The sequence below is a fragment of the Hyunsoonleella pacifica genome (assembly GCF_004310335.1).
GTDB lineage: Bacteria > Bacteroidota > Bacteroidia > Flavobacteriales > Flavobacteriaceae > Jejuia > Jejuia pacifica.
The window spans coordinates 221,381-241,515 of sequence record NZ_SIRS01000001.1; the positions used below are offsets into that span (position 1 = coordinate 221,381).

The following is a 20,135-nucleotide window of genomic DNA, read 5'->3' on the forward strand; positions in this document are numbered from 1 at the left end:
AAACAAAATACGATGAGATTATTTCAAACAGTAATTATTATTGCCACATTAGTATTAAGCGCTTGCGCAACTCCTAAAGTTGAACAAATTGATTTATCTGGCGATTGGCAAGTAAAGTTAGACTCAACTAATATTGGAGTGGAAGAAAATTGGGCATCATCTAAAATTGAAGGTACTATAATACAATTACCAGGTACCTTAGATGATGCAGGTTTAGGAACACCAAATACGTTGGAACCTGCAATCAATAACTACGTGATGTCTAATTTAGCAAGAAAGCACCAATATATTGGTAAAGCATGGTATCAAAAAGAAATTGAGGTCCCGTCTAATTGGGAAGGCGATGTAATAACACTGAGTTTAGAGCGCGTACTTTGGGAATCTACCATTTATATAGATGGGAAAAAAGTAGGCTCAGCTAATAGTTTGATTGGTACACATGATTTTGAATTAAAAGATTTAAGTACAGGAAAACATACGCTTACTATTACTATTGATAATTCTAATAAGTTTCCTGATATCAATGTAGCGGGAACTAAATATCCAGATAAAGTAAATCAGGATATGGCACATGCCTACACTAATCACACCCAAATTAAGTGGAATGGTATTTTAGGAGATATTGTTTTAAAAGCTACTAACAAAAGTCAACCTAGTAATGTTCAAGTGTATCCTAATCAAGGTTTGGACAAAATAAAACTTACATTTAACCAACCAACATCAGAAGAAAATCCAGTAGAATTAGTCATTAAAACAGTTGATGGTTCTACGGTTTATAGTGAAAAAGTAAAAGCTTCTAATTCTAATAACAACTTATATACTTTAGAAATAGAAAAACCTGAAGGTGTAGAATTATGGGATGAATTTAATCCTAATTTATACGATGTATTTGTTACTACTTCAACAGGGACAGCGAAGACACGTTTCGGATATAAGTTCGTGGCAAATGATAATGGAAATCTTGCCCTGAACGGGACACGTATCTTTTTACGTGGAAATTTAGAATGTGTTATTTTTCCATTAACAGGGTATCCGCCTACTAAAAAGGAAGATTGGGCAAAAATAATAGGGCAAGCAAAAAACTATGGATTAAACCATTTAAGATTTCATTCTTGGTGTCCACCAAAAACCGCATTTCAAGCAGCTGATGAAGCTGGGTTTTATTTGCAGGTAGAACTACCACATTGGAGTTTGAAATTTGGAGAAGATGCTAATACAGTGGAGTTTTTAAAGTCTGAAGCTCATAAAATCATCAAAGATTACGGGAACCATCCATCATTCATTTTTATGGCAATGGGTAATGAACTGGAAGGAGATATGGCGCAACTTAATAGTTTGGTAGCAGAACTAAAGCCAAAAGACAACAGACATTTATACGCTACAACAGCCTTTTCATTCCAAAGACCAGCAGGAACGCGCCCTGAGCCAGAGGATGAGTTTTTTATAGCCCAGTGGACAAAAAATGGCTGGATTCGCGGCCAAGGTGTGTTTAATAATAAACCGCCGCATTTTAATGCAGATTTTACTGCCGGGGCTGAGTTTGTTGAAATTCCTTTGGTATCGCATGAAATTGGTCAGTATTCAGTATATCCAGACATGAGTGAAATTGATAAATACACTGGATTGTTACAACCACTCAATTTTATAGCAGTAAAAAACGATTTGGAGAAAAAAGGCTTGCTAGATTTAGCACCCGATTTCACATATAATTCAGGAAAGTTAGCGTCAATTTTGTATAAAGAAGAAATAGAGCGCGCTATGAAAACCCCAAGTTTTGATGGGTTTCAGTTATTGCAATTGCAAGATTTTCCAGGACAGGGTACTGCATTGGTAGGTTTACTTAATGCATTTTGGGAATCTAAAGGTGTGATTTCAGCAGAAGAATTTAGAATGTTTAATAGCGAATTGGTGCCTCTTTTAAGATTTGAAAAAGCGGTTTATGAAAACGGAGAAACTTTTAAAGCCTTAATAGAGGTGGCTAATTTTTTCAAACCAATGAATAGTCAAGCTATATCCTGGCGTATTGTTGATGAAGCTGATAATGTGCTAGCTAATTCTAAAATACAAGATGTAAATTTAGCTATAGGAAACAATACCAATTTAGGAGAAATTACTTTTGACGTTAATACAGATACTGCAAAAAAACTTAAAGTCGAAGTTAATTTAGAAGGAACTAATTATAAAAACTCATGGAACATTTGGGTGTATCCTACGAATGTGAATTTATCTAAGAAAGATATTGTAGTAACGTCATCTTATGCCGTGGCAGAACAAGTGCTTAACAAAGGAGGAAAAGTACTGTTGAATCCAGATTTCAAAACATTGAAAGGCATAGAAGGACGCTTTGTGCCTGTGTTTTGGAGTCCAGTACATTTTCCAAATCAACCAGCTACCATGGGAATTTTGGTCGATGATAAACATCCTGCACTTAAGTCTTTTCCAACTGACACGCACAGTGACTGGCAATGGTGGGATTTATGTATCAATTCAAAAACGATAATAACTGATTCTCTAAATGTTACACCTATTGTAAGGCTTATTGACAATTTTGTAACCAACCACCACTTAGCTAGTGTATTTGAAGCTAAAGTAGGTAATGGTACTTTGGTGTTTTCTTCAATAGATTTAATGTCTAATTTAAATAAAAGACCTGTAGCAAGACAATTGCGTCATAGTCTTTTAGAGTATATGGATAGTGATACTTTTTCGCCTTCAGAAAGTGTAACTATAGACGCTTTAAAAGGTATCGAGCTAGATAAAAAACAAGGTAAGTTTTCTACTGAGGATATATATAAATAGTACTAGAATTGTTACTGTAACCATAGTATAATTCTAAAAATAATTAGTAAGTTTTTAATAAAGCCTAAATTTTCTAAAATTAGATTTAGGCTTTTTTTATATTTTCAACACATTACTTTTTAATGATTTTTTCCTACATAAAACATTGAAAAACAAAACATTGTGTTAAAAATAGTTAAAAGACAGATTGTCTATTTAATTAAGATGATAATCCATCTCTTAGTCTCTTCTTTGTTCTAATTTTGAATAAGAAATAAATTTATTAAAACCTACTTATTATGAAAACAACAAAAAAAAATTTACAAAAAACAGTCTTTATCCTATTAGTTACAGCTCTCAGTTTGGTATCATGTGATGCAAATGAGGAAGAGGTAATGGAACAAACTAATGCAGAAAATAGTTTATTGGAGAGCTCTAGTAGTCAAATGGCGGAGCAGACAGTCGATATTCGTTTATTTGCAAATAATCGGGTGCCTATATCGGATGCCTTCTTTGGAGTAAACAATAATTGGAGAACTATACCAGACGCTGACTATCCCACTTTTGAAGGCAAATTAGAATCAATTAATTATCAAGGTATAAGATTCCCAGGAGGATGGGAATCAGAATTTTATGATTGGAATACAGATAGAACTCCAAATTGGCCTAATAACCCGGCTACTCCGGGGGCGTCTATTTCAACTGTATTAAGTACTAAGCCACCTGCACTTAGTATAGTTATACCAACAGTTGACGCTATGAATTTAAAGGAAGGGGTAGACGCTGATAACTGGCTAGAAGTTTTAGAAACTCTAAAAACCAAAGCTACGGATGCTATTAATGCTACAGGAGCGAATAACATATTAAGTATAGAAATAGGAAATGAGTGGTGGCTACAAGGAGCTGGAGGAGTAACACGACCTAAGAAGCTTAGTAAATATTCCAATATAGCTAAAGTTCTAGCAAAACATATACGTACAACTTTTCCAAATGCCAATTTTAAAATTTTAGTAAATGGAGATTTTACGGTGCCAGGCGAGTTTACTACAATGAAAAATATCTTTGGAGGAGATATTAAATTTGCAGATGGTGTTGCTCTACATCCTTATGCAGGATATAATACTGATACCCATAATATAGCTGATGTAAGGTCTAATATTATAGCGTGTAGAGATAATTTTGGAAAAAACTTCATCCATTTATCAGAGTGGGCACCATCTAAGGCGTATAACAATAATAAAGTTTATGCTCAAGGAGCTAATGTGTTAGTGGAATTAACGCATGAGCTTGCCAGATCTGGTGCTAACGCTGCTGCGTTTTGGCCTCCTAAAAACACATCAATTCCTGGGCTAGGTTTATTTAATAGTAATTTTGGTGTGACGTATCCAACAGCACAAATTTTTGGGGATATGTCTAAAAATTATACTGGAGATGCATTAGATACGTCTACAAATGGAAACATAAGAGCTGTTGCTTCAAGAGATGGAAATAGAATTACAGTTTATGTGGCAGGTATGGACCAGCCAAATACAACGGTTCGTTTACTAGTAGTTGGAGCTGATCCTAAAAATAATCCAGTATCATCAGATATTTTCCTTCCAGGAAATACATCTAACACAGCAGCTTCTGTACCAATGACTATTACATCAAATGCTTCTACGTATAATGATGATATTAAAGGTTATGTCTTTGATGTGAATTCTCAATCTCAATACACAATTCATCGTTTGGTTTTCGATGTAAATTAATAGTAATCTTAAATATTTTATTAAAATGTTTAAGTGAGATAAAAACCTCAACAATTTGGTAATTGTTGAGGTTTTTGTAGAAAAATTTATACTGTTTTTCATTAGTGTTTAATGATATCTAGCTTTTGAATAGACAATACATGAAGCTAGAAATATTTTCATAAGGGTTTGGTTTTTATTTTCAAGTAAAATACAAATAATGAAAGTGTTAGTGTCTATTTAATAAGAAAAATCATCCATATTTATAAGTCTTCTTTTATATAGTTTAGTTCGTGAAATCAATTAAACTAATTTATTATGAAAGTAACAAAAACCTTATTACAAAAATCTATTTTTATTCTGTTTACTACAGTTTTTAGTCTTGTATCATGTAATACAAATGACGAAGATAGTATAGATCAAACCAATGTTGAAAATGCTAGTGAAATAAACTTAACAGCAAGCTCTAGTAGTGAAATGACAGCAACTCAAACTGTTGATATTTGGTTATATACTAATAACAGAATAGCTATATCTAACGAATTTTTTGGTGTTAATAACAACTGGAGAACTATAACAAATTCTGATTATTCTACTTTCGAGAATAAATTAGAGTCAATAAATTATCAAGGTATAAGATTTCCAGGTGGCTGGGAATCAGAATACTATGACTGGAATACCGATACAACACCTAATTGGTCTAATGCGCCAGCAGTCCCAGGAGCTTCTATTTCAACCGTATTAGGAACTAATCCGCCAAGTTTAAGTATAGTGGTGCCAACTGTAGACGCGATGAATTTATCACAATGGTCAACACAATGGTGGGCTGCTATACAAACGCTTAAAACAAAAGCTGTAGATGCTATTAATGCAGCTGGAGCTAATAATATATTAAGTGTTGAAGTAGGAAATGAATGGTGGTTGCAATGGGCAGGAGGCGTATCGCGTTCCAATAAATTAAATAAGTATTCCCATATAGCAAAGCGAGTTGTAAAGCATATTCGTCAAACTTTTCCAAGCGCCAACTTTAAAATTTTGGTTAATGGAGATTTTACAGAGCCAAGTGAGTTTACTACTATGAATACTATATTTGGAAATGACCTTAGTTTTGCTGATGGTGTTGCATTACATCCTTACGCTGGATATAATAGTACAACTCATAACATAGCTAACGTGCAATCTGATATTATAGCGTGTAGAGATAATTTTGGGAAAAATTATGTCCATTTATCTGAGTGGGCACCGTCAAAAGCGTACAACAATAATAAAGTATATGCTCAAGGCGCTAATGTATTAGTGGAATTAACACATGAATTGGCGAGATCAGGTGCTGATGCTGCTGCGTTTTGGCCTCCAAAAAACACTTCAATTCCTGGTCTTGGATTATTTAGTAGTAATTATAATGTAACATACCCAACTGCACAGATTTTTGGGGATATGTCTCAAAACTATACTGGAGATGCTTTGGCAACCACTACCAATGGTGCTATAAAGGCAGTGGCATCTAGAAATGGAAATAGAATTACTGTGTATGTAGCGGGGATGGATGAACCAAATACTACAGTGCGTTTACGTGTAGTTGGTGCTAGTCCACAAACAAGCCCTGTATCATCTCATATTTTTCTACCAGGAAATACTTCTAATACGGCTGCGGCAACACCAATGACTTTAACTACAAATCCATCTACTTATAATAATAGTTTTACCGGGTATGAGTTTAATGTTAATGCACAATCCCAATATTCAATTCATCGCTTAATTTTTGATGTGAATTAGTGCAGGCTAATATTGTAAATTTCAGAATTAAGAATACCTCAATGCTTTGTATTGGGGTATTCAATTAATGCGATAGTACTAAGAATTTAATGGCGCATCTATTGCAAGTTGTATTTCTATAATAGTCATATTGTGTAAAGTAAAAGCAGATGTCGCAGCCATGAAAGATTCTATAGGTTTTGCTAGTACTATGAGTAGGTAGCTATAAACCAAAAATGATGAGCTAAGCTAAATATTTTATTTCAACATGGATTTAAGTGTTTTTGTACATGTTTACAGTAATTTGCTTCATATATTTCCTTTAGGGTTCTTATAAATTTACAATCCTATACTAACTAATTAGACATTATTATGAAAAAGAACCGTTTATTAGGGCTGATATTCGTCAGTCTTACTATCATACTAATCATATTTTTTAAATACGGATTTTTTAAAAATGAAGTAGAAATATTAGACTATGATTACGATTCTGATAATGAGCACTATGAGGAAGAAACTCCAGAAGAAATAGCCTATGAAATGGCTATGGATGAATTGGCGCTACCTAAGCCTTTTAATTTTCAAAATTTAGAAGGAGATGATCTAAATACATACAATACTTGGTTTTTAAATGCCGAAAAAACAGGCTTTAAGTTTAGTTCTCCAAAAGATTTTGAAACCTATTTTCAGAGCGCTAAACAAAATATGTCTATGCCTCCTTCTGAAAAATACTTCTATGCTTATAGCACACTTTCAGGAACATGGGATCAAAAATATTTGCATATGACATCCACTACCGCTCCAGGCTATAATGAGGGTGGGTTCAGAACAGATGGTTCGCTTTACGACCCTGTAAATGAAGACCTGTATATTGTATCTTTCGCAGGACATATCTATAAAATTGATGAAAGTGCTCCTGTAAAATGGTCGCTTAGAAATCATACTAAAAGTTTTGAGGGAGATAAGTTTAATGGAGTGAATTTACCTAACGGCTCTTTTAGATTGTTGAATCAAAAAAGTAATGGTAGCATGGAGTTTTCTGATGATGAAGGTAGAACATGGATGGATGCTAATGGTGCTTTTTTTGAGGGTAGTGCAAACTATACTACGTTGGTTACAAAAAATAATAGTAGTAAACGTATAGTTGCACATGGAGCTCGTAGAAATGCAAGTGATGGAAATGCTTGGTATGACTATGTTTATATTTCTACAGATTATGGATTAAATTACTCAACATCAGCATTAAACTTCAAGAGTAACACATTTGATGTTGAAATTTTAAAGCCACATGGTAGTAGAGATGTGTACCTTTTTGCAAGACGTGATAGTGATTCTAAGTTATATGTTTATAAAATGGGAGAAAATGATGCAGATTTTTCCTTAATTCATGAGCCAACAACAGCTGTTGGATCTCTGGCCTCTGTAAATGGTACAACCGTATCAGGAACTACACACTTTTATATAAGTTATGGTAACACTACTATCCTTTATTCAGGGGATGAAGGTGCAACATGGATGCAAACTGTTAACACAAGTGATACAGGCAGAAATATCATAGAAGTTCATCCTACGCAACCAAATATTGTATTTAAAGGGTTTGTAGAATTGTGGATGTCTGTAGACTATGGTGTTACTTGGACAAGAAATCAACATGTTTTAAGTAATGATGATATTTATGTTTGGGATTTACAACATTTTAAAACTTTTGATAATGAAGATGGAGGATTTTTTACAATATCGGGCTATGATTTTGGAACGTATTATTCTACAACTCCAGAAGATTGGAATTCTTGGGTAAGTGTTAGTAGAGGTAATCCAACCACAATGTGCTATGATGCTGAAACTAGCGAAAAGTATAATTTGGTTTACACTGGAAATCAGGATAGAGGGTCGCAAAGTTTTTCTGGCGATAATGACTATGATAAAACCATACCTATACCAACAGCTAGAGAGGCTAATACAGATGTTTTAAGGGTAACAGTAGCTAACGGAGGTGAATCCGCTTGGTACTGGTATTATTTTGGAACAATAGGAAGAAGTGACGTTACAGATGGTGGTAATTTTAGAACAGTTACTAGAACAGATTTTTATGGGAATTGGTCGGCCACTAGTTTAGTGCCATCTCCTGTTGATAGCGAAGATGCTGTTTATATTCCTTGGGGGAATGCACTACAAAAAATTAGCTATAATGGTTCTGCTGTGGTTAGAGAAATTCATCCTTTTGAGTTCAGTGGGCCTATTTCTAGTTTTGGTTATTCTAAGATAAATAAAAATCGATGGTATGTGAGTTTAAAGTCTGGTCAATTTATGTATTCTACAGATGGTGGTAACTCATTTGCCAATTCTAGTGTTTCAGATGGTTCTTGGCCTCAACAAGATGATTCGCATAGAAAGCGAAGACAGGTTATAGCTACTAGCCCAATAGATGAAGCTACAGTATATTATGCAGGTAAAGGCAATGAGTTTTTGATATCTATAGATGGCGGACAAACATTTACGAGTCATAATAATGGATTAACTGTAGATCGTATTACAGAGCTAGATGCATCTCCAAACGGTCAGTATGTTTTTGCTTCTTGCGAATTTGATGGTGCATGGGTATATTCAGTGCAACAAGACCAATGGTTTAAAATGGATGGTTTAGATGTGCCTGATGCAGTTGGATATACTGATGTACAATTTATAGAATCTGAAAATGCGGTTAGGTTTGCTACTTATGGAAGTGGGGTTATAGATTTTATTTTGGATCAAGACTTCTCAGAAATTTTTGTAGCAGCAGATAACTTTACTATTGAAACTATTGATGAAACTTGTCAGGGAAAAAACGGACAAATTCAAATAAGTACTCAATTTAGACATAATTATAATGTGACTATAGCGGGAGTGGAATATACCTTTAATGAAGTGCTAAACCTTCCAAATTTAGATCCAGGTGCTTATGATATTTGTATAGGAATAACCGATACATCTTATCAGTACTGTGTAAACCTTACGGTAGAAGCGTCTGATTTATTAACTGGGAAGTTAGTGTCTGGAAAACAAGGTGTAGTAGCTGTTGAAATTGAAACAGGTACAGCACCGTATAGAATATTTGTAAATGATAAACAAGTTCTAGAAACACATAATAGATCTTTTAATATTAATGTAAGTAAAGGAGATATTATTAGTGTTGAAGCCAAGGCGACATGCGAAGGTAAATTAACAAAGGTTATGGATGGAGGTATTGTGTTAGAAGCCTTTCCTAATCCAGTAATAGATAAATTTGAGTTGCGTATTCCTGAAATTTCAAAAACAAATGTGAATTTAGAGCTATACTCCATTACCTCAGGTTTAATAGCTAAAAAGCAATATCCACTAGTTGGAGGTAAGGTAAATATAGATATGCAAGCGTATCCTTCTGGTATTTATTTTATCAGATTAGTAGATTCTGAAAAGCCTCAAACCTTAAAAATTGTTAAGCAGTAAAAAGAAAATTATGAAAAATTTTATATACAAATTAGCACTAATAACATTTATAGTTACCTCCTGTTCATCGGGAGGAGATGATTCAGATGGAGGAAATCAAACATCAGATTCTAAACCTACAGCACCAGCGTTAGTTTTTCCGGCTCAAAATCAGTTGTGTACTACAAATACATTAAATTTTGAATGGCAAGCCTCTATTAATGAAGATGGTAGCTCTGTTATATACATTTTAGAAATTGCAAAGGATAATCAGTTTACAAATAAAGTAGTAGATGAGGTACTTACAGATTTGTCTAAAATTATAACTTTAGAAAAGGGTTTAGCTTATTATTGGCGTGTTAAAGCAAGAAGTACTAGAAGTGTTGAGAGTGATTACTCTCCAACATCGCAGTTTTATACAGAAGAAGTGCCAAATAGTAATCATTTACCCTTTGCTCCAAGTTTAGTAGCCCCTTTCTTAGGTCAAATATTAGAAAATGGTACATCTATAACTATTCTTGAATGGACAGGAGCAGATGTAGATAACGATCCAATAACTTTTGATGTATATTTTGGAAATGACAAAGATGCATTAAGTTTAGTATCTGAAAATACTCAGAATAATACGTTTGATGTTAATTTGGATACTGCTGATACAACATATTATTGGAAAGTAGTGGTTATTGACGATAAAGGAGCTTCGGTTACAGGTCCAGTATGGTATTTCAAACTCTAATAATTTAAGGCATAATTTTTACCATGAAAACTAATAACATTATTAGAAAACTGTGTTTGAGCTTTCTGTGTTTCTCCATGCTTTTTTATAGTGCTTGTTCAGAAGGCGATAAAACTTCCCCAGATGATGAGCAGTTTAATGATGACGATGATGAAACTACTATAAAGGTAAATCCTCTTTTAAATTCTATAAATACTAGTGGATGGACATTAATGTTTGAAGATAACTTCGATAAATTTGAGCCAACAAAATGGACTAAGAATAACTCAGCAAGAAGTAGAAATCCAAGACCAGGCATAGGTGTAAACCAATGGTTTTGGAAACCAGAAAATGTAAGTTATAAAGGTGGTAATTTGGTGCTTAAAAGTGAGAAAGTAGGTAGTGATGCAATGAATTGCGGAGGTGTTTATACTAATAATTTATTTGAATTTAAATATGGTTATATCGAAGCTAAAATAGATATTGCAGAAACTATGTTTGGTACACATACAGCACTTTGGTTACAAGGAGATAATATGGGGAATATTGATGGAACTGGTAATGATGGTGCAGAAATAGATGTTTTTGAATCTGCTTGGACTGGAGATTTCACTAAGAGTGTAGTTCATATTGATGGGTATGGTGCTTCTCATAAAGCTAATACCAGACGATATGAAACACCAGGGATACATTCTGGTTTTCATACTTATGGGTTGTTGTGGAATGAAGATATGCTTGAAGTTTATTATGATGGCGAGTTTAAAACTCGATATCAAGGGATATGGGTGCCTCAAGTTGAAGAATTTTTGTGGTTATCAACAGGAGCGAGCTTTGGGGGAACCGCTAATTTTACTTCAAGAAATATTGGAGATTTTACAGAAGCTAAAGTAGATTATATTAGAGTTTGGCGTATGAAATAAATAGTTGTTTTTATGAAACAATTTTGAGATCATTATTTATAAAAAAAGCTATCTAGTTGTTTTAGATAGCTTTTTACATATTTAAGAATGTATTTTTTAAAAGTATATGCTATATAGTATTGTTATATAAGGTGTTATGCTGGTGTGGGATTAATCGTCTTTTTGTTTTAAAAGAGTAATATTGTCTAGGTTTTCATAATTATTATCCATTTAAACACCATTGAGTTTGTCTAATTTTAGAAGATAATTAACAAGCTAAATATAATAACATTATGAAAAAAATTACATTATTAAGTTTACTCTTTTCTTTATTTGCTTTTTATGGTTTTGCGCAAACCATGGTAGATGACTTTGAATCCGGTGCAGGTGGATTAGTTTCTAATGCAGGAGGAATAACTACTGCTGTAGTTGCTAACCCTAATCCTTCGGGTATAAATACTACAGCAAATTGTATGGAAATAAAGCGTACAGCAGGTCAATGGTGGGTTATAGGAGGAGTTAACGTTGCGCCAGATTTAGCTATTTCTGACTCAGAAACTAAATATGTAAGTATGATGGTACATTACCCGGCACAACCAGATTTAGGAATTCGTTTTGATGCACCTGATGATAATTCAAATGGAGGTGGGGCATCAATAGTTAGGCCTTTAAATACTTACACTACGCCTAATCAATGGCAGGAAATAGTTTGGGAAATTAGAGATAATCAAGATGCAACTTCTTTTACAAACGGTACGTTATTTAGGTTATCAATTCATCCAGATATGGGCTTTGAGAATGATCCCGCAGGTCAAATTCTAGATACAGCAGGTACGATAGCTGGTTATATTGATCAAATTCAAATCTTAGATTCTAACCCTTTGTTGAGCAATGATCAGTTCAATTTAGAAAAAAATATTTCTATATTTCAAAATGCTTCTAAATCTAATTTCAGAATTCAAACTAGAAACAATATAAATATTACAAATGTAGCTCTTTACGATATGTTAGGAAGTAAAGTAAAAAATATATCTAAAACAAATGCTAATGAATATGATATAAGTAGCTTATCGTCTGGTTTGTATATCGTTAAAATTCTTGACGATAGAGGTGCAACAATAAGCAAAAAACTAGTGAAGCAATAATTTAATTTTAAAGTTATTTTAATTAAAGAAGAAGTTTTGTATTTCACAATAATATAGAAGTGAATAATCAAGGAAAAAGCCATGATTCTTTGGGTAGGGTAATGGCAAAAGAGATTGATTAGGATTTTCTAGTAACATACAAAACCTTAGCCTTTGGATTATATAATCCAAAGGCTTTTTAGATTTCTATAAAAACTAAACCTATAATTTTCTTATTAAATAATTATTGATGCATCTATTTGAGAAATCTTCAATAATTATTCGTCTACGTAAATTTATTAGTTTTTTAGATAAAAAAATACGTATTTATACTTAGTTTTGTTGTAAAATACGTAATTATGAAAAGTGTTATTGTAGTTGGAAATGGTATGGTAGGTTATAAATTTTGTGAAAAATTTGTAGCTCAAGAAGAAAGTGGAAACTTCAAAATAACTGTTTTTGGAGAAGAACCAAGGCCAGCTTATGATAGGGTACACTTAAGTGAGTTTTTCGAAAATCAAGATGCTAAGGCTTTGGAAATGGCACCAGCTAGTTGGTATGCCGACAATAAAATTGATTTGATTACAGGAGAGCGCGTAGCAGATATCAATAGAGCTTCAAAAACAATAACTACAGCTAAAGACCGTGAATTTTCTTATGATTACTTAGTTTTAGCAACAGGCTCTTCTCCTTTTGTTCCGCCAATTAAGGGTGTAGAGAAAGAGGGCGTTTTTGTTTATAGAACTATCGAAGATTTAGAAGGTATGTTGGATTATGCAGCGAAATTAAAAGCTGATAAGCCAAATGCAAAAGCAGCTGTTTTAGGAGGTGGTTTGTTAGGTTTAGAGGCTGGTAAAGCTGTTATGGATATGGGGCTAGAACCTCACATTGTTGAGTTTGCGCCTAAGCTAATGCCAAGACAACTAGACTCAAGAAGCTCTCAGGTATTACAATTAAAGTTAGAATCTATTGGATTAAATATTCATTTAAGTAAAGCAACTAATCAAATTTTAGGTAATGGTGCTATCACGGGAATGGAGTTTGGAGAGGATGATACTTTAGATGTAGATATGCTGATTGTTTCTGCAGGAATAAGACCTAGAGACGAACTAGCTAGAGCATGCGGGTTAGATGTTGGAGTTCGTGGTGGTGTTGTAGTAGATAATACTATGAAGACTTCTGACGAGAGTATCTATGCTATTGGAGAAATAGCACTATACAACCAAATGATTTATGGTTTGGTAGCTCCAGGTTACGACATGGCTGACATTGCTGTACAACAGATTATTGGTAATGCAGATTCTAAAATGCCAGAAGACATAGATATGTCTACCAAGCTTAAATTGATAGGCGTTGACGTAGCTAGTTTTGGAGAACCGTTTATGCCAGCTTCAAAGGGGCATTCTATAATTTTTGAGAATAAAACACAATATTTATATAAACGTATTAATGTAAGCCATGACGGGAAGAAACTCTTAGGAGGTATTTTAGTTGGAGACGCTGCAGATTACAGTATGCTGCATCAAGTATATTTAAATGGAATGGCTATTCCTGAAGATCCTGCGCAGTTAATATTGCCAGCAAGTGAAGGTGGTGCTTTACTTGGGGATGTTATGGATTTACCAGATGAAGCACAGATTTGTTCTTGTGAAAGTGTTACTAAAGGACAAATTTGTGGGGTTATTGAAAATGAAGAAGCTACGGATTTAGCAGGTGTAGTTAGTTGTACAAAAGCAGGTACAGGTTGTGGTGGTTGTAAGCCTATGGTGGCAGATTTAACCAATGCTACTCTTAAATCTTTAGGTATAGAAGTTAAAGATTCTGTTTGCGAGCATTTTGATCTTAACAGGCAGGATTTATATAAAATAATTCAAGTAAAAGGTTATACGAAGTTTAATGAAGTATTAGATAATCATGGAAATGGTGGTCACGGTTGTGAATTATGTAAACCATTAGTAGCGTCATTGATGGCGACTATTCATGCAGATACGGCTAATAAAGAGTATGCAATTCAAGATTCAAATGATAGATTTTTAGCTAATATTCAGCGTAACGGAACATACTCTGTGGTGCCAAGGGTTCCTGGTGGAGAGATAACACCAGATAAACTTATTGCGCTTGGAGAGATTGCAAAGAAATACGATTTATATACCAAAATTACAGGAGGTGTTCGTATCGATTTATTCGGTGCTACTTTAAATCAATTGCCATTAATTTGGAAAGAATTGATTAGTCATGGTTTTGAGAGTGGACATGCTTATGGGAAGTCGTTGAGAACAGTAAAAACTTGTGTAGGGTCTACATGGTGTCGTTACGGTATGGACGAAAGTGTGAGTTTTGGTATAGAACTAGAAAACCGCTATCGTGGTATTCGTGCACCACATAAAATAAAAGGTGGTGTGTCTGGATGTATTCGTGAATGTGCGGAAGCCAGAGGAAAGGATTTTGGTTTAATTGCTGTTGAAGGTGGGTGGAATTTATATGTTGGAGGAAACGGTGGTGCAAACCCACGTCATGCAGAATTATTTGCTGAACAAATAGATAACGAAACTGTTATTAAATACCTAGATCGTTACTTAATGTTTTATATGCGTACAGCCAAACCTTTACAACGTACTGCTGCATGGCAAGAGCGGTTAGAGGGTGGTTTAGATTATTTGAAAGAAGTAATTATTGATGATAAACTGGGTATAGCAGAAGATTTAGAAACCGAAATGCAGACCTTAGTAAATAGGTTTGAATGTGAGTGGACACAAGCGGTTAATGATCCTGAAATGATGAAGCGTTTCAATCATTTTGTTAATAGCGAAGAAGAAGACGATAATTTGGTTTTTGTGCCAATGCGAGATCAGAAAATGCCAAAGCAATGGGCTTAGGAATGCGTTTATTCGTTGAATGGGCAGGTTTGTTAAAACGATAAAAAAAGGTAAAAGAGGCTTTTACAAGTATTAGAGAATAAGAGATTTATGAAGTAATTGGCAAGTACTCCTGCGTTAGGGATTGCAGAGAAAAGCCCACAGCCCGACGAAGGAGGTGCGAGGACTTGTAACGAAAAGCCTGACCCGACTTTAGGAGGGGAACGCCCTAATAAAAATTTAGATTTAAAATAATATATTTTATAGATGGAACATATATTGGAACAGTACGTATCGGTTACAGAAAAGGAAACGAATACCTGGTTTAAAGTGGGGTTGACTACAGATTTTCCTGAGGATGGAGGTGCTTGTGTAAAGTACAAAACTAAGCAGATTGCGGTGTTTAATTTTGCAAGAACTGGTAACTGGTATGCTTGCCAAAATTTGTGTCCGCATAAGATGGAGATGGTGATAAGTCGTGGTATGATTGGTGATGATAAAGGCATACCGAAAGTGGCTTGTCCGCTACATAAAAAAACATTTTCATTAGAGAATGGAGAGAATTTAAATGGCGATTTAGAAGCTATAGCTACATATCCTGTTAAGGTTGAAAATGGGTTTGTTTATGTGGGCTTTAATGAATAAAATTTGGGTAACTAACTTTAATAACTACTAACCAGATTGTTTTTTATCTAGCATATAGAATGTATATAAACCAAAGATTGCGGTATTGCAAGAGTTATAAGAATAAAGGTTATTAAATTACTTAGACAAATTTTATACTCTGAGTTACTACCGCAAAGTCTTTGGTTTTAAATTTTAATTTAAAATGAGACTAAATTTTGGTTAGTATTTTAAAATTCTAATAATCTCGTTACAATTAAAAAAGTAATTCTGTATATTGGCTACATAGCGTTAAAATTCACATAACTATATGAAACCAACACGTTTTGAAACAGCCATTGCACTTATTGATAAAGCGAATTCTGAAGATGTAAACACGTATCAAGTTGCTGGTATTGAATACCCTAAGGAGCTCTTGTATTCTCAAAGAATGACACGAAAGTTATTGCAATTTAAACCAGATGCGTCTAAAGCATTACAAATTGCAGCTCGTGCCCAACATATTTGCAGGTGGAAAATTGCACGTGATGAATACCCAATGGACAGAGTTGGTTATTTAAAATGGCGTGAAACACTTAAAAAGATGCATGCTGATTTAACGTCAGATATATTAAAACAAGTAGGGTATGATGAGCAATTTGATGATAGAATTCGAAAAATAATACTAAAGAAACTCATCAAGAAAAATGAAGAGTCTCAAGCTTTAGAAGACACTATCTGTTTGGTGTTTTTGGATTACTATTTTGAAGAATTTGCTGAAAAACATCCTGATGAGAAAGTAATAGACATCCTCCAAAAAACATGGGTTAAAATGTCTGAAGAAGGGCAACAAGAAGCTTTAAAACTTAATTTTTCGGAAAAATCTTTGGGCTTGATAAAACAAGCTATAGCATAAACTTTTTTTAATATGGCACAAAACGGCAATTCATTAGACCAACGGACTTTTGATAAGCTGCGTCGTTTGTACATCATTGGGTTTAGTACCATAGCACTTTCTGTTATTATAAGTCAAATTTTAATTCGTACCCATTTAAGTGGTCAGGAAAGTGATTCTAGGGTTATAAACATTGCAGGACGACAGCGTATGCTGAGTCAAAAGTTGGCAAAAGATGTACTTTCATTCTCTACGACTTCCAGTTTAAAAGACAAGTTGTTAATTAAAGAAGATTTAAAGGCTACTTTGAAGCTTTGGGAATTTTCTCATCATGCATTGCAAAATGGTAATGATAGTCTAAGTTTACCCAAGAAAAATAGTGTTGAGGTAACTAAGAAATTCAAAGTTTTAAATCCGGTTTTTGATACGATAGCTGCTGCTTCAAAATCTATCATTAAAAAAATAGAAAGCACACCTACTTTAACATACACTTCTTATGCTGAAGACATTGAAAAAGTAAAAGCTTATGAAGCTGATTTTTTGGGTCAGATGGATGCTATAGTAAATCAATATGATAATGAAGCAGAAGAAAAAGTAGCATGGTTGCGGCAGTTGGAAACATGGTTAACTATTTTAACCTTATTAATTCTTCTAGGAGAGTTTTTATTTATTTTTTGGCCAGCAGCTAAATCAGTACGCTACACATTAGCTGAATTATTGTTTGCAGAAAAACGTGCTAAGAAAATGGCTTTTGATGCTGATGAATTAAGTAAAGCTAAAGAGAAATATATACAAGAGCTAAGTGCTTTAAGTCGTGTGATGGATGATACTTTACTATTTGCACGTATTTTGCCAAGTGGGAATTTGGTTCACATGGGGAACAAATTCTCAAGGCTATTTAAGTTTACAAAATTTAATGACAATGCTTTGTTTTGGAATGTATTATCCTCTGTTGATACCGAACAAGAAATTATTGAAGATATTATTACAAAACATAAAAAAACAGGATGGCAAGGAGAAGTTAAAGCAACATGTAAAGATGGAAGAGATGTGTGGTTAGAAATGGCTATTATTCCATATAGTCCCATAGAAGAGAAATCTGAATTGTTAATAATTGCCTCTGAAATCACAGAACGTAAGGTGGCACAATTAGAGATAGATAGACTTACTGAAAAAAGTTTTGAGGAAAAAATGAATCAGCAAAAAATCATTTCCAGTAAGATTATTGAAAATCAGGAAAAGGAGCAAAATCGTATTGCTAAAGATGTGCATGATGGTATAGGACAAATGTTAACGGGTTTAAAATACAACCTAGAGAGTATTGATCCTAAAGATGTAGAAAAAGCTACCGTTAAAATTGAACATTTAAAAGAGTTGACGGCTAATATTATTAAAGGCGTAAGAACAGCAACTTTCAATTTAACACCACCAGAATTAACAGACCATGGAATTGTGCCTGCTTTAACCAAATTAACACATGAATTAGGACGCTTAACAGGGAAAGAAATTGTGCTCTTCAATAAGACCGATTTCAATCAAAGATTAGATTCGCTTTCAGAAATTAATATATATAGAATAGCACAAGAAGCAATTAATAACGCTATAAAATATGCCGAGTCTACTCATATCATAGTGTCTTTATCTCACAGTAAAAACATGTTAAGTGTTGTAATAGATGATAATGGTAAGGGCTTTAATCCTAATACAGTTAAAAAAGTAAAAACTGGAGATGGCGGTATGGGAATGACTTTTATGCAAGAGCGTATAAAGTATATTGATGGTCGATTATTTTTAACTTCTGAAGCTAGTAAAGGTACACGAGTTACTTTAAATATTCCATTAAAATAAAATAACACTGATTATAATTCTGAGTATGTTTTAGCATCTCAAATTTTTAAATTATAAATGAAAAGAAAATTAATAAGTACAGGTTCAACATTTGAAGAGAAAATAGGATATTCAAGAGCTGTAGTGCAAGGAGATTGGGTGTTTGTATCGGGAACAACTGGCTACAATTATGAAACTATGACGATAAGCGATAATATTGTAGAACAAACAGAACAATGCTTCATCAATATTAAAAGCACACTGGAGCAGGCAGAATCTAATTTGTCAGATATAGTTAGAATTACATACATTTTACCAAATGCTCTGGATTTTGAAAACTGCTGGCCTGTACTTCAGAAGTACTTAGGTAATATTAAACCAGCAGCCACTATGTTTGCTGCTGGTTTAGCTGATGAAAACATGAAAATTGAAATTCAGGTTACGGCTTTAAAAAAATCAAATACGTAGTTTTACTTAATTTCTTACTTTTGTACTCATATTTTTTAATTTATGGATAAAATCAACGTAGTACTGGCTGACGATCATATTCTAGTAAGGGATGGTATTAGAGCTTTACTTGAAGATCAAACTGGAATTGAAGTTATTGACGAAGCTTCAAATGGTAAAGAGGCTTTAGAGGTTATTAGCAAAAACAAACCCCATGTACTTATAGTTGATATTAGAATGCCAGAAATGACAGGTATAGAGGTAGTTGGAGCAATTAATGAATCTGACTCTGATGTTAAAACATTGGTGCTCTCCATGCATGACTCTGAGGAATACGTAGTACAAGCTATACAAGCAGGTGCAGACGGTTATTTGTTAAAAGGGGCTAGTAAAGAGGAATTTATAAAAGCACTAAATAAAGTTGCATCTGGAGGCAAGTATTTTACAGGAGATATTTCGGCAATTATTATGAATAATTTCGTGAATGGTAATACTAACGTAGCAGTAGAGCCAAAGTCTGTCCCCAAAGCGGACCCATTTAATCTTACCAAACGTGAAAAACAAATTTTAAGTTTAGTGCTAGAATTAAAAAATAATAAAGATATCGCCGAAGAACTTAAAATAAGTAAGCGTACTGCCGAAGTACACCGTTTTAACTTGATGAAAAAGTTAGAGGTGTCTAATTTAAAAGAATTAACAGATAAGGCTAAGGAATTTGGATTAGTGTAGTCTGAAAATAATTAGTTATTCAAATAACATGAAGATTATTTGATAAACTTTATTGAAGAAAATCCTAAATATTTTGGGATATTCTTTTTACTAATTACCATACTTTGGTTGGTTTGCGGTTTATAAGATTAAAAAAAATGAGCCAATAGATTTTAATAATAGAAGCATTGTATTTTAGAATGTTTTTAATTAATGGTTTAGCTCTACTTGTAATGTTATTTATTTTAGCATTTTTTTATTATTCGATTGAGTATTTTATTAAAATAGCTACCCCTTTTTCTTTTGATTTTACTAAATCCATAAAATCAATCCACTCAAATTATCAACTTCATATAAA

The 20,135-nt window shown here is 33.6% G+C and carries 13 protein-coding genes; all 13 read left to right on the forward strand.

Going from position 1 to position 20,135, the window contains the following annotated elements:
• The first annotated feature begins 12 nt into the window (after positions 1-12).
• The 13 genes from EYD46_RS00975 (at position 13) to EYD46_RS01035 (ending at position 19,798) form a co-directional block, all read left to right on the forward strand.
• Entirely contained in the window at positions 13-2,799 is a 2,787-nt protein-coding gene (locus tag EYD46_RS00975) for a sugar-binding domain-containing protein (protein WP_130935189.1), read from the forward strand.
• Positions 2,800-3,077: 278 nt separating this feature from the next.
• Positions 3,078-4,526 carry a hypothetical protein gene (locus tag EYD46_RS00980; protein WP_130935190.1) on the forward strand — a complete coding sequence of 483 codons (1,449 nt, stop codon included), beginning with the start codon at positions 3,078-3,080 and terminating at the stop codon, positions 4,524-4,526.
• 297 nt (positions 4,527-4,823) lie between these two features.
• Positions 4,824-6,281 (forward strand): hypothetical protein, encoded by a 1,458-nt coding sequence (locus tag EYD46_RS00985; protein WP_130935191.1) that lies wholly within the window; start codon positions 4,824-4,826, stop codon positions 6,279-6,281.
• Positions 6,282-6,632: 351 nt separating this feature from the next.
• Positions 6,633-9,725 carry a T9SS type A sorting domain-containing protein gene (locus EYD46_RS00990; protein ID WP_130935192.1) on the forward strand — a complete coding sequence of 1,031 codons (3,093 nt, stop codon included), beginning with the start codon at positions 6,633-6,635 and terminating at the stop codon, positions 9,723-9,725.
• 10 nt (positions 9,726-9,735) lie between these two features.
• The gene (locus tag EYD46_RS00995) at positions 9,736-10,440 is read left to right on the forward strand and encodes a fibronectin type III domain-containing protein (protein WP_130935193.1); all 705 of its coding nucleotides are present in this window, start codon (positions 9,736-9,738) and stop codon (positions 10,438-10,440) included.
• 23 nt (positions 10,441-10,463) lie between these two features.
• The gene (locus tag EYD46_RS01000) at positions 10,464-11,339 is read left to right on the forward strand and encodes a glycoside hydrolase family 16 protein (RefSeq protein ID WP_130935194.1); all 876 of its coding nucleotides are present in this window, start codon (positions 10,464-10,466) and stop codon (positions 11,337-11,339) included.
• Positions 11,340-11,611: 272 nt separating this feature from the next.
• On the forward strand, positions 11,612-12,463 hold the full coding sequence (locus EYD46_RS01005; protein WP_130935195.1) for a T9SS type A sorting domain-containing protein: 852 nt from the start codon (positions 11,612-11,614) through the stop codon (positions 12,461-12,463).
• 338 nt (positions 12,464-12,801) lie between these two features.
• Positions 12,802-15,318 carry a nitrite reductase large subunit NirB gene (gene nirB, locus EYD46_RS01010; RefSeq protein WP_130935196.1) on the forward strand — a complete coding sequence of 839 codons (2,517 nt, stop codon included), beginning with the start codon at positions 12,802-12,804 and terminating at the stop codon, positions 15,316-15,318.
• Positions 15,319-15,564: 246 nt separating this feature from the next.
• A complete protein-coding gene (gene nirD, locus EYD46_RS01015) occupies positions 15,565-15,942 on the forward strand; it encodes a nitrite reductase small subunit NirD (RefSeq protein WP_130935197.1) in 378 nt (125 codons plus the stop codon).
• 289 nt (positions 15,943-16,231) lie between these two features.
• Entirely contained in the window at positions 16,232-16,816 is a 585-nt protein-coding gene (locus EYD46_RS01020) for a DUF4202 domain-containing protein (RefSeq protein WP_130935198.1), read from the forward strand.
• A gap of 12 nt (positions 16,817-16,828) precedes the next feature.
• Complete coding sequence (locus tag EYD46_RS01025) at positions 16,829-18,643, forward strand: sensor histidine kinase (protein ID WP_130935199.1); 1,815 nt, start codon at positions 16,829-16,831, stop codon at positions 18,641-18,643.
• A gap of 57 nt (positions 18,644-18,700) precedes the next feature.
• The gene (locus tag EYD46_RS01030; RefSeq protein WP_130935200.1) at positions 18,701-19,090 is read left to right on the forward strand and encodes a RidA family protein; all 390 of its coding nucleotides are present in this window, start codon (positions 18,701-18,703) and stop codon (positions 19,088-19,090) included.
• A 42-nt stretch (positions 19,091-19,132) separates the two neighbouring features.
• Entirely contained in the window at positions 19,133-19,798 is a 666-nt protein-coding gene (locus EYD46_RS01035) for a response regulator transcription factor (RefSeq protein ID WP_130935201.1), read from the forward strand.
• Positions 19,799-20,135: the final 337 nt, after the last annotated feature.

Coding starts and splice junctions, on each gene's coding strand:
- EYD46_RS00975 (WP_130935189.1), top strand. CDS start 13: ATGAGATTATTTCAAACAGTAATTATTATTGCCACATTAGTATTAAGC.
- EYD46_RS00980 (WP_130935190.1), top strand. CDS start 3,078: ATGAAAACAACAAAAAAAAATTTACAAAAAACAGTCTTTATCCTATTA.
- EYD46_RS00985 (WP_130935191.1), top strand. CDS start 4,824: ATGAAAGTAACAAAAACCTTATTACAAAAATCTATTTTTATTCTGTTT.
- EYD46_RS00990 (WP_130935192.1), top strand. CDS start 6,633: ATGAAAAAGAACCGTTTATTAGGGCTGATATTCGTCAGTCTTACTATC.
- EYD46_RS00995 (WP_130935193.1), top strand. CDS start 9,736: ATGAAAAATTTTATATACAAATTAGCACTAATAACATTTATAGTTACC.
- EYD46_RS01000 (WP_130935194.1), top strand. CDS start 10,464: ATGAAAACTAATAACATTATTAGAAAACTGTGTTTGAGCTTTCTGTGT.
- EYD46_RS01005 (WP_130935195.1), top strand. CDS start 11,612: ATGAAAAAAATTACATTATTAAGTTTACTCTTTTCTTTATTTGCTTTT.
- nirB (WP_130935196.1), top strand. CDS start 12,802: ATGAAAAGTGTTATTGTAGTTGGAAATGGTATGGTAGGTTATAAATTT.
- nirD (WP_130935197.1), top strand. CDS start 15,565: ATGGAACATATATTGGAACAGTACGTATCGGTTACAGAAAAGGAAACG.
- EYD46_RS01020 (WP_130935198.1), top strand. CDS start 16,232: ATGAAACCAACACGTTTTGAAACAGCCATTGCACTTATTGATAAAGCG.
- EYD46_RS01025 (WP_130935199.1), top strand. CDS start 16,829: ATGGCACAAAACGGCAATTCATTAGACCAACGGACTTTTGATAAGCTG.
- EYD46_RS01030 (WP_130935200.1), top strand. CDS start 18,701: ATGAAAAGAAAATTAATAAGTACAGGTTCAACATTTGAAGAGAAAATA.
- EYD46_RS01035 (WP_130935201.1), top strand. CDS start 19,133: ATGGATAAAATCAACGTAGTACTGGCTGACGATCATATTCTAGTAAGG.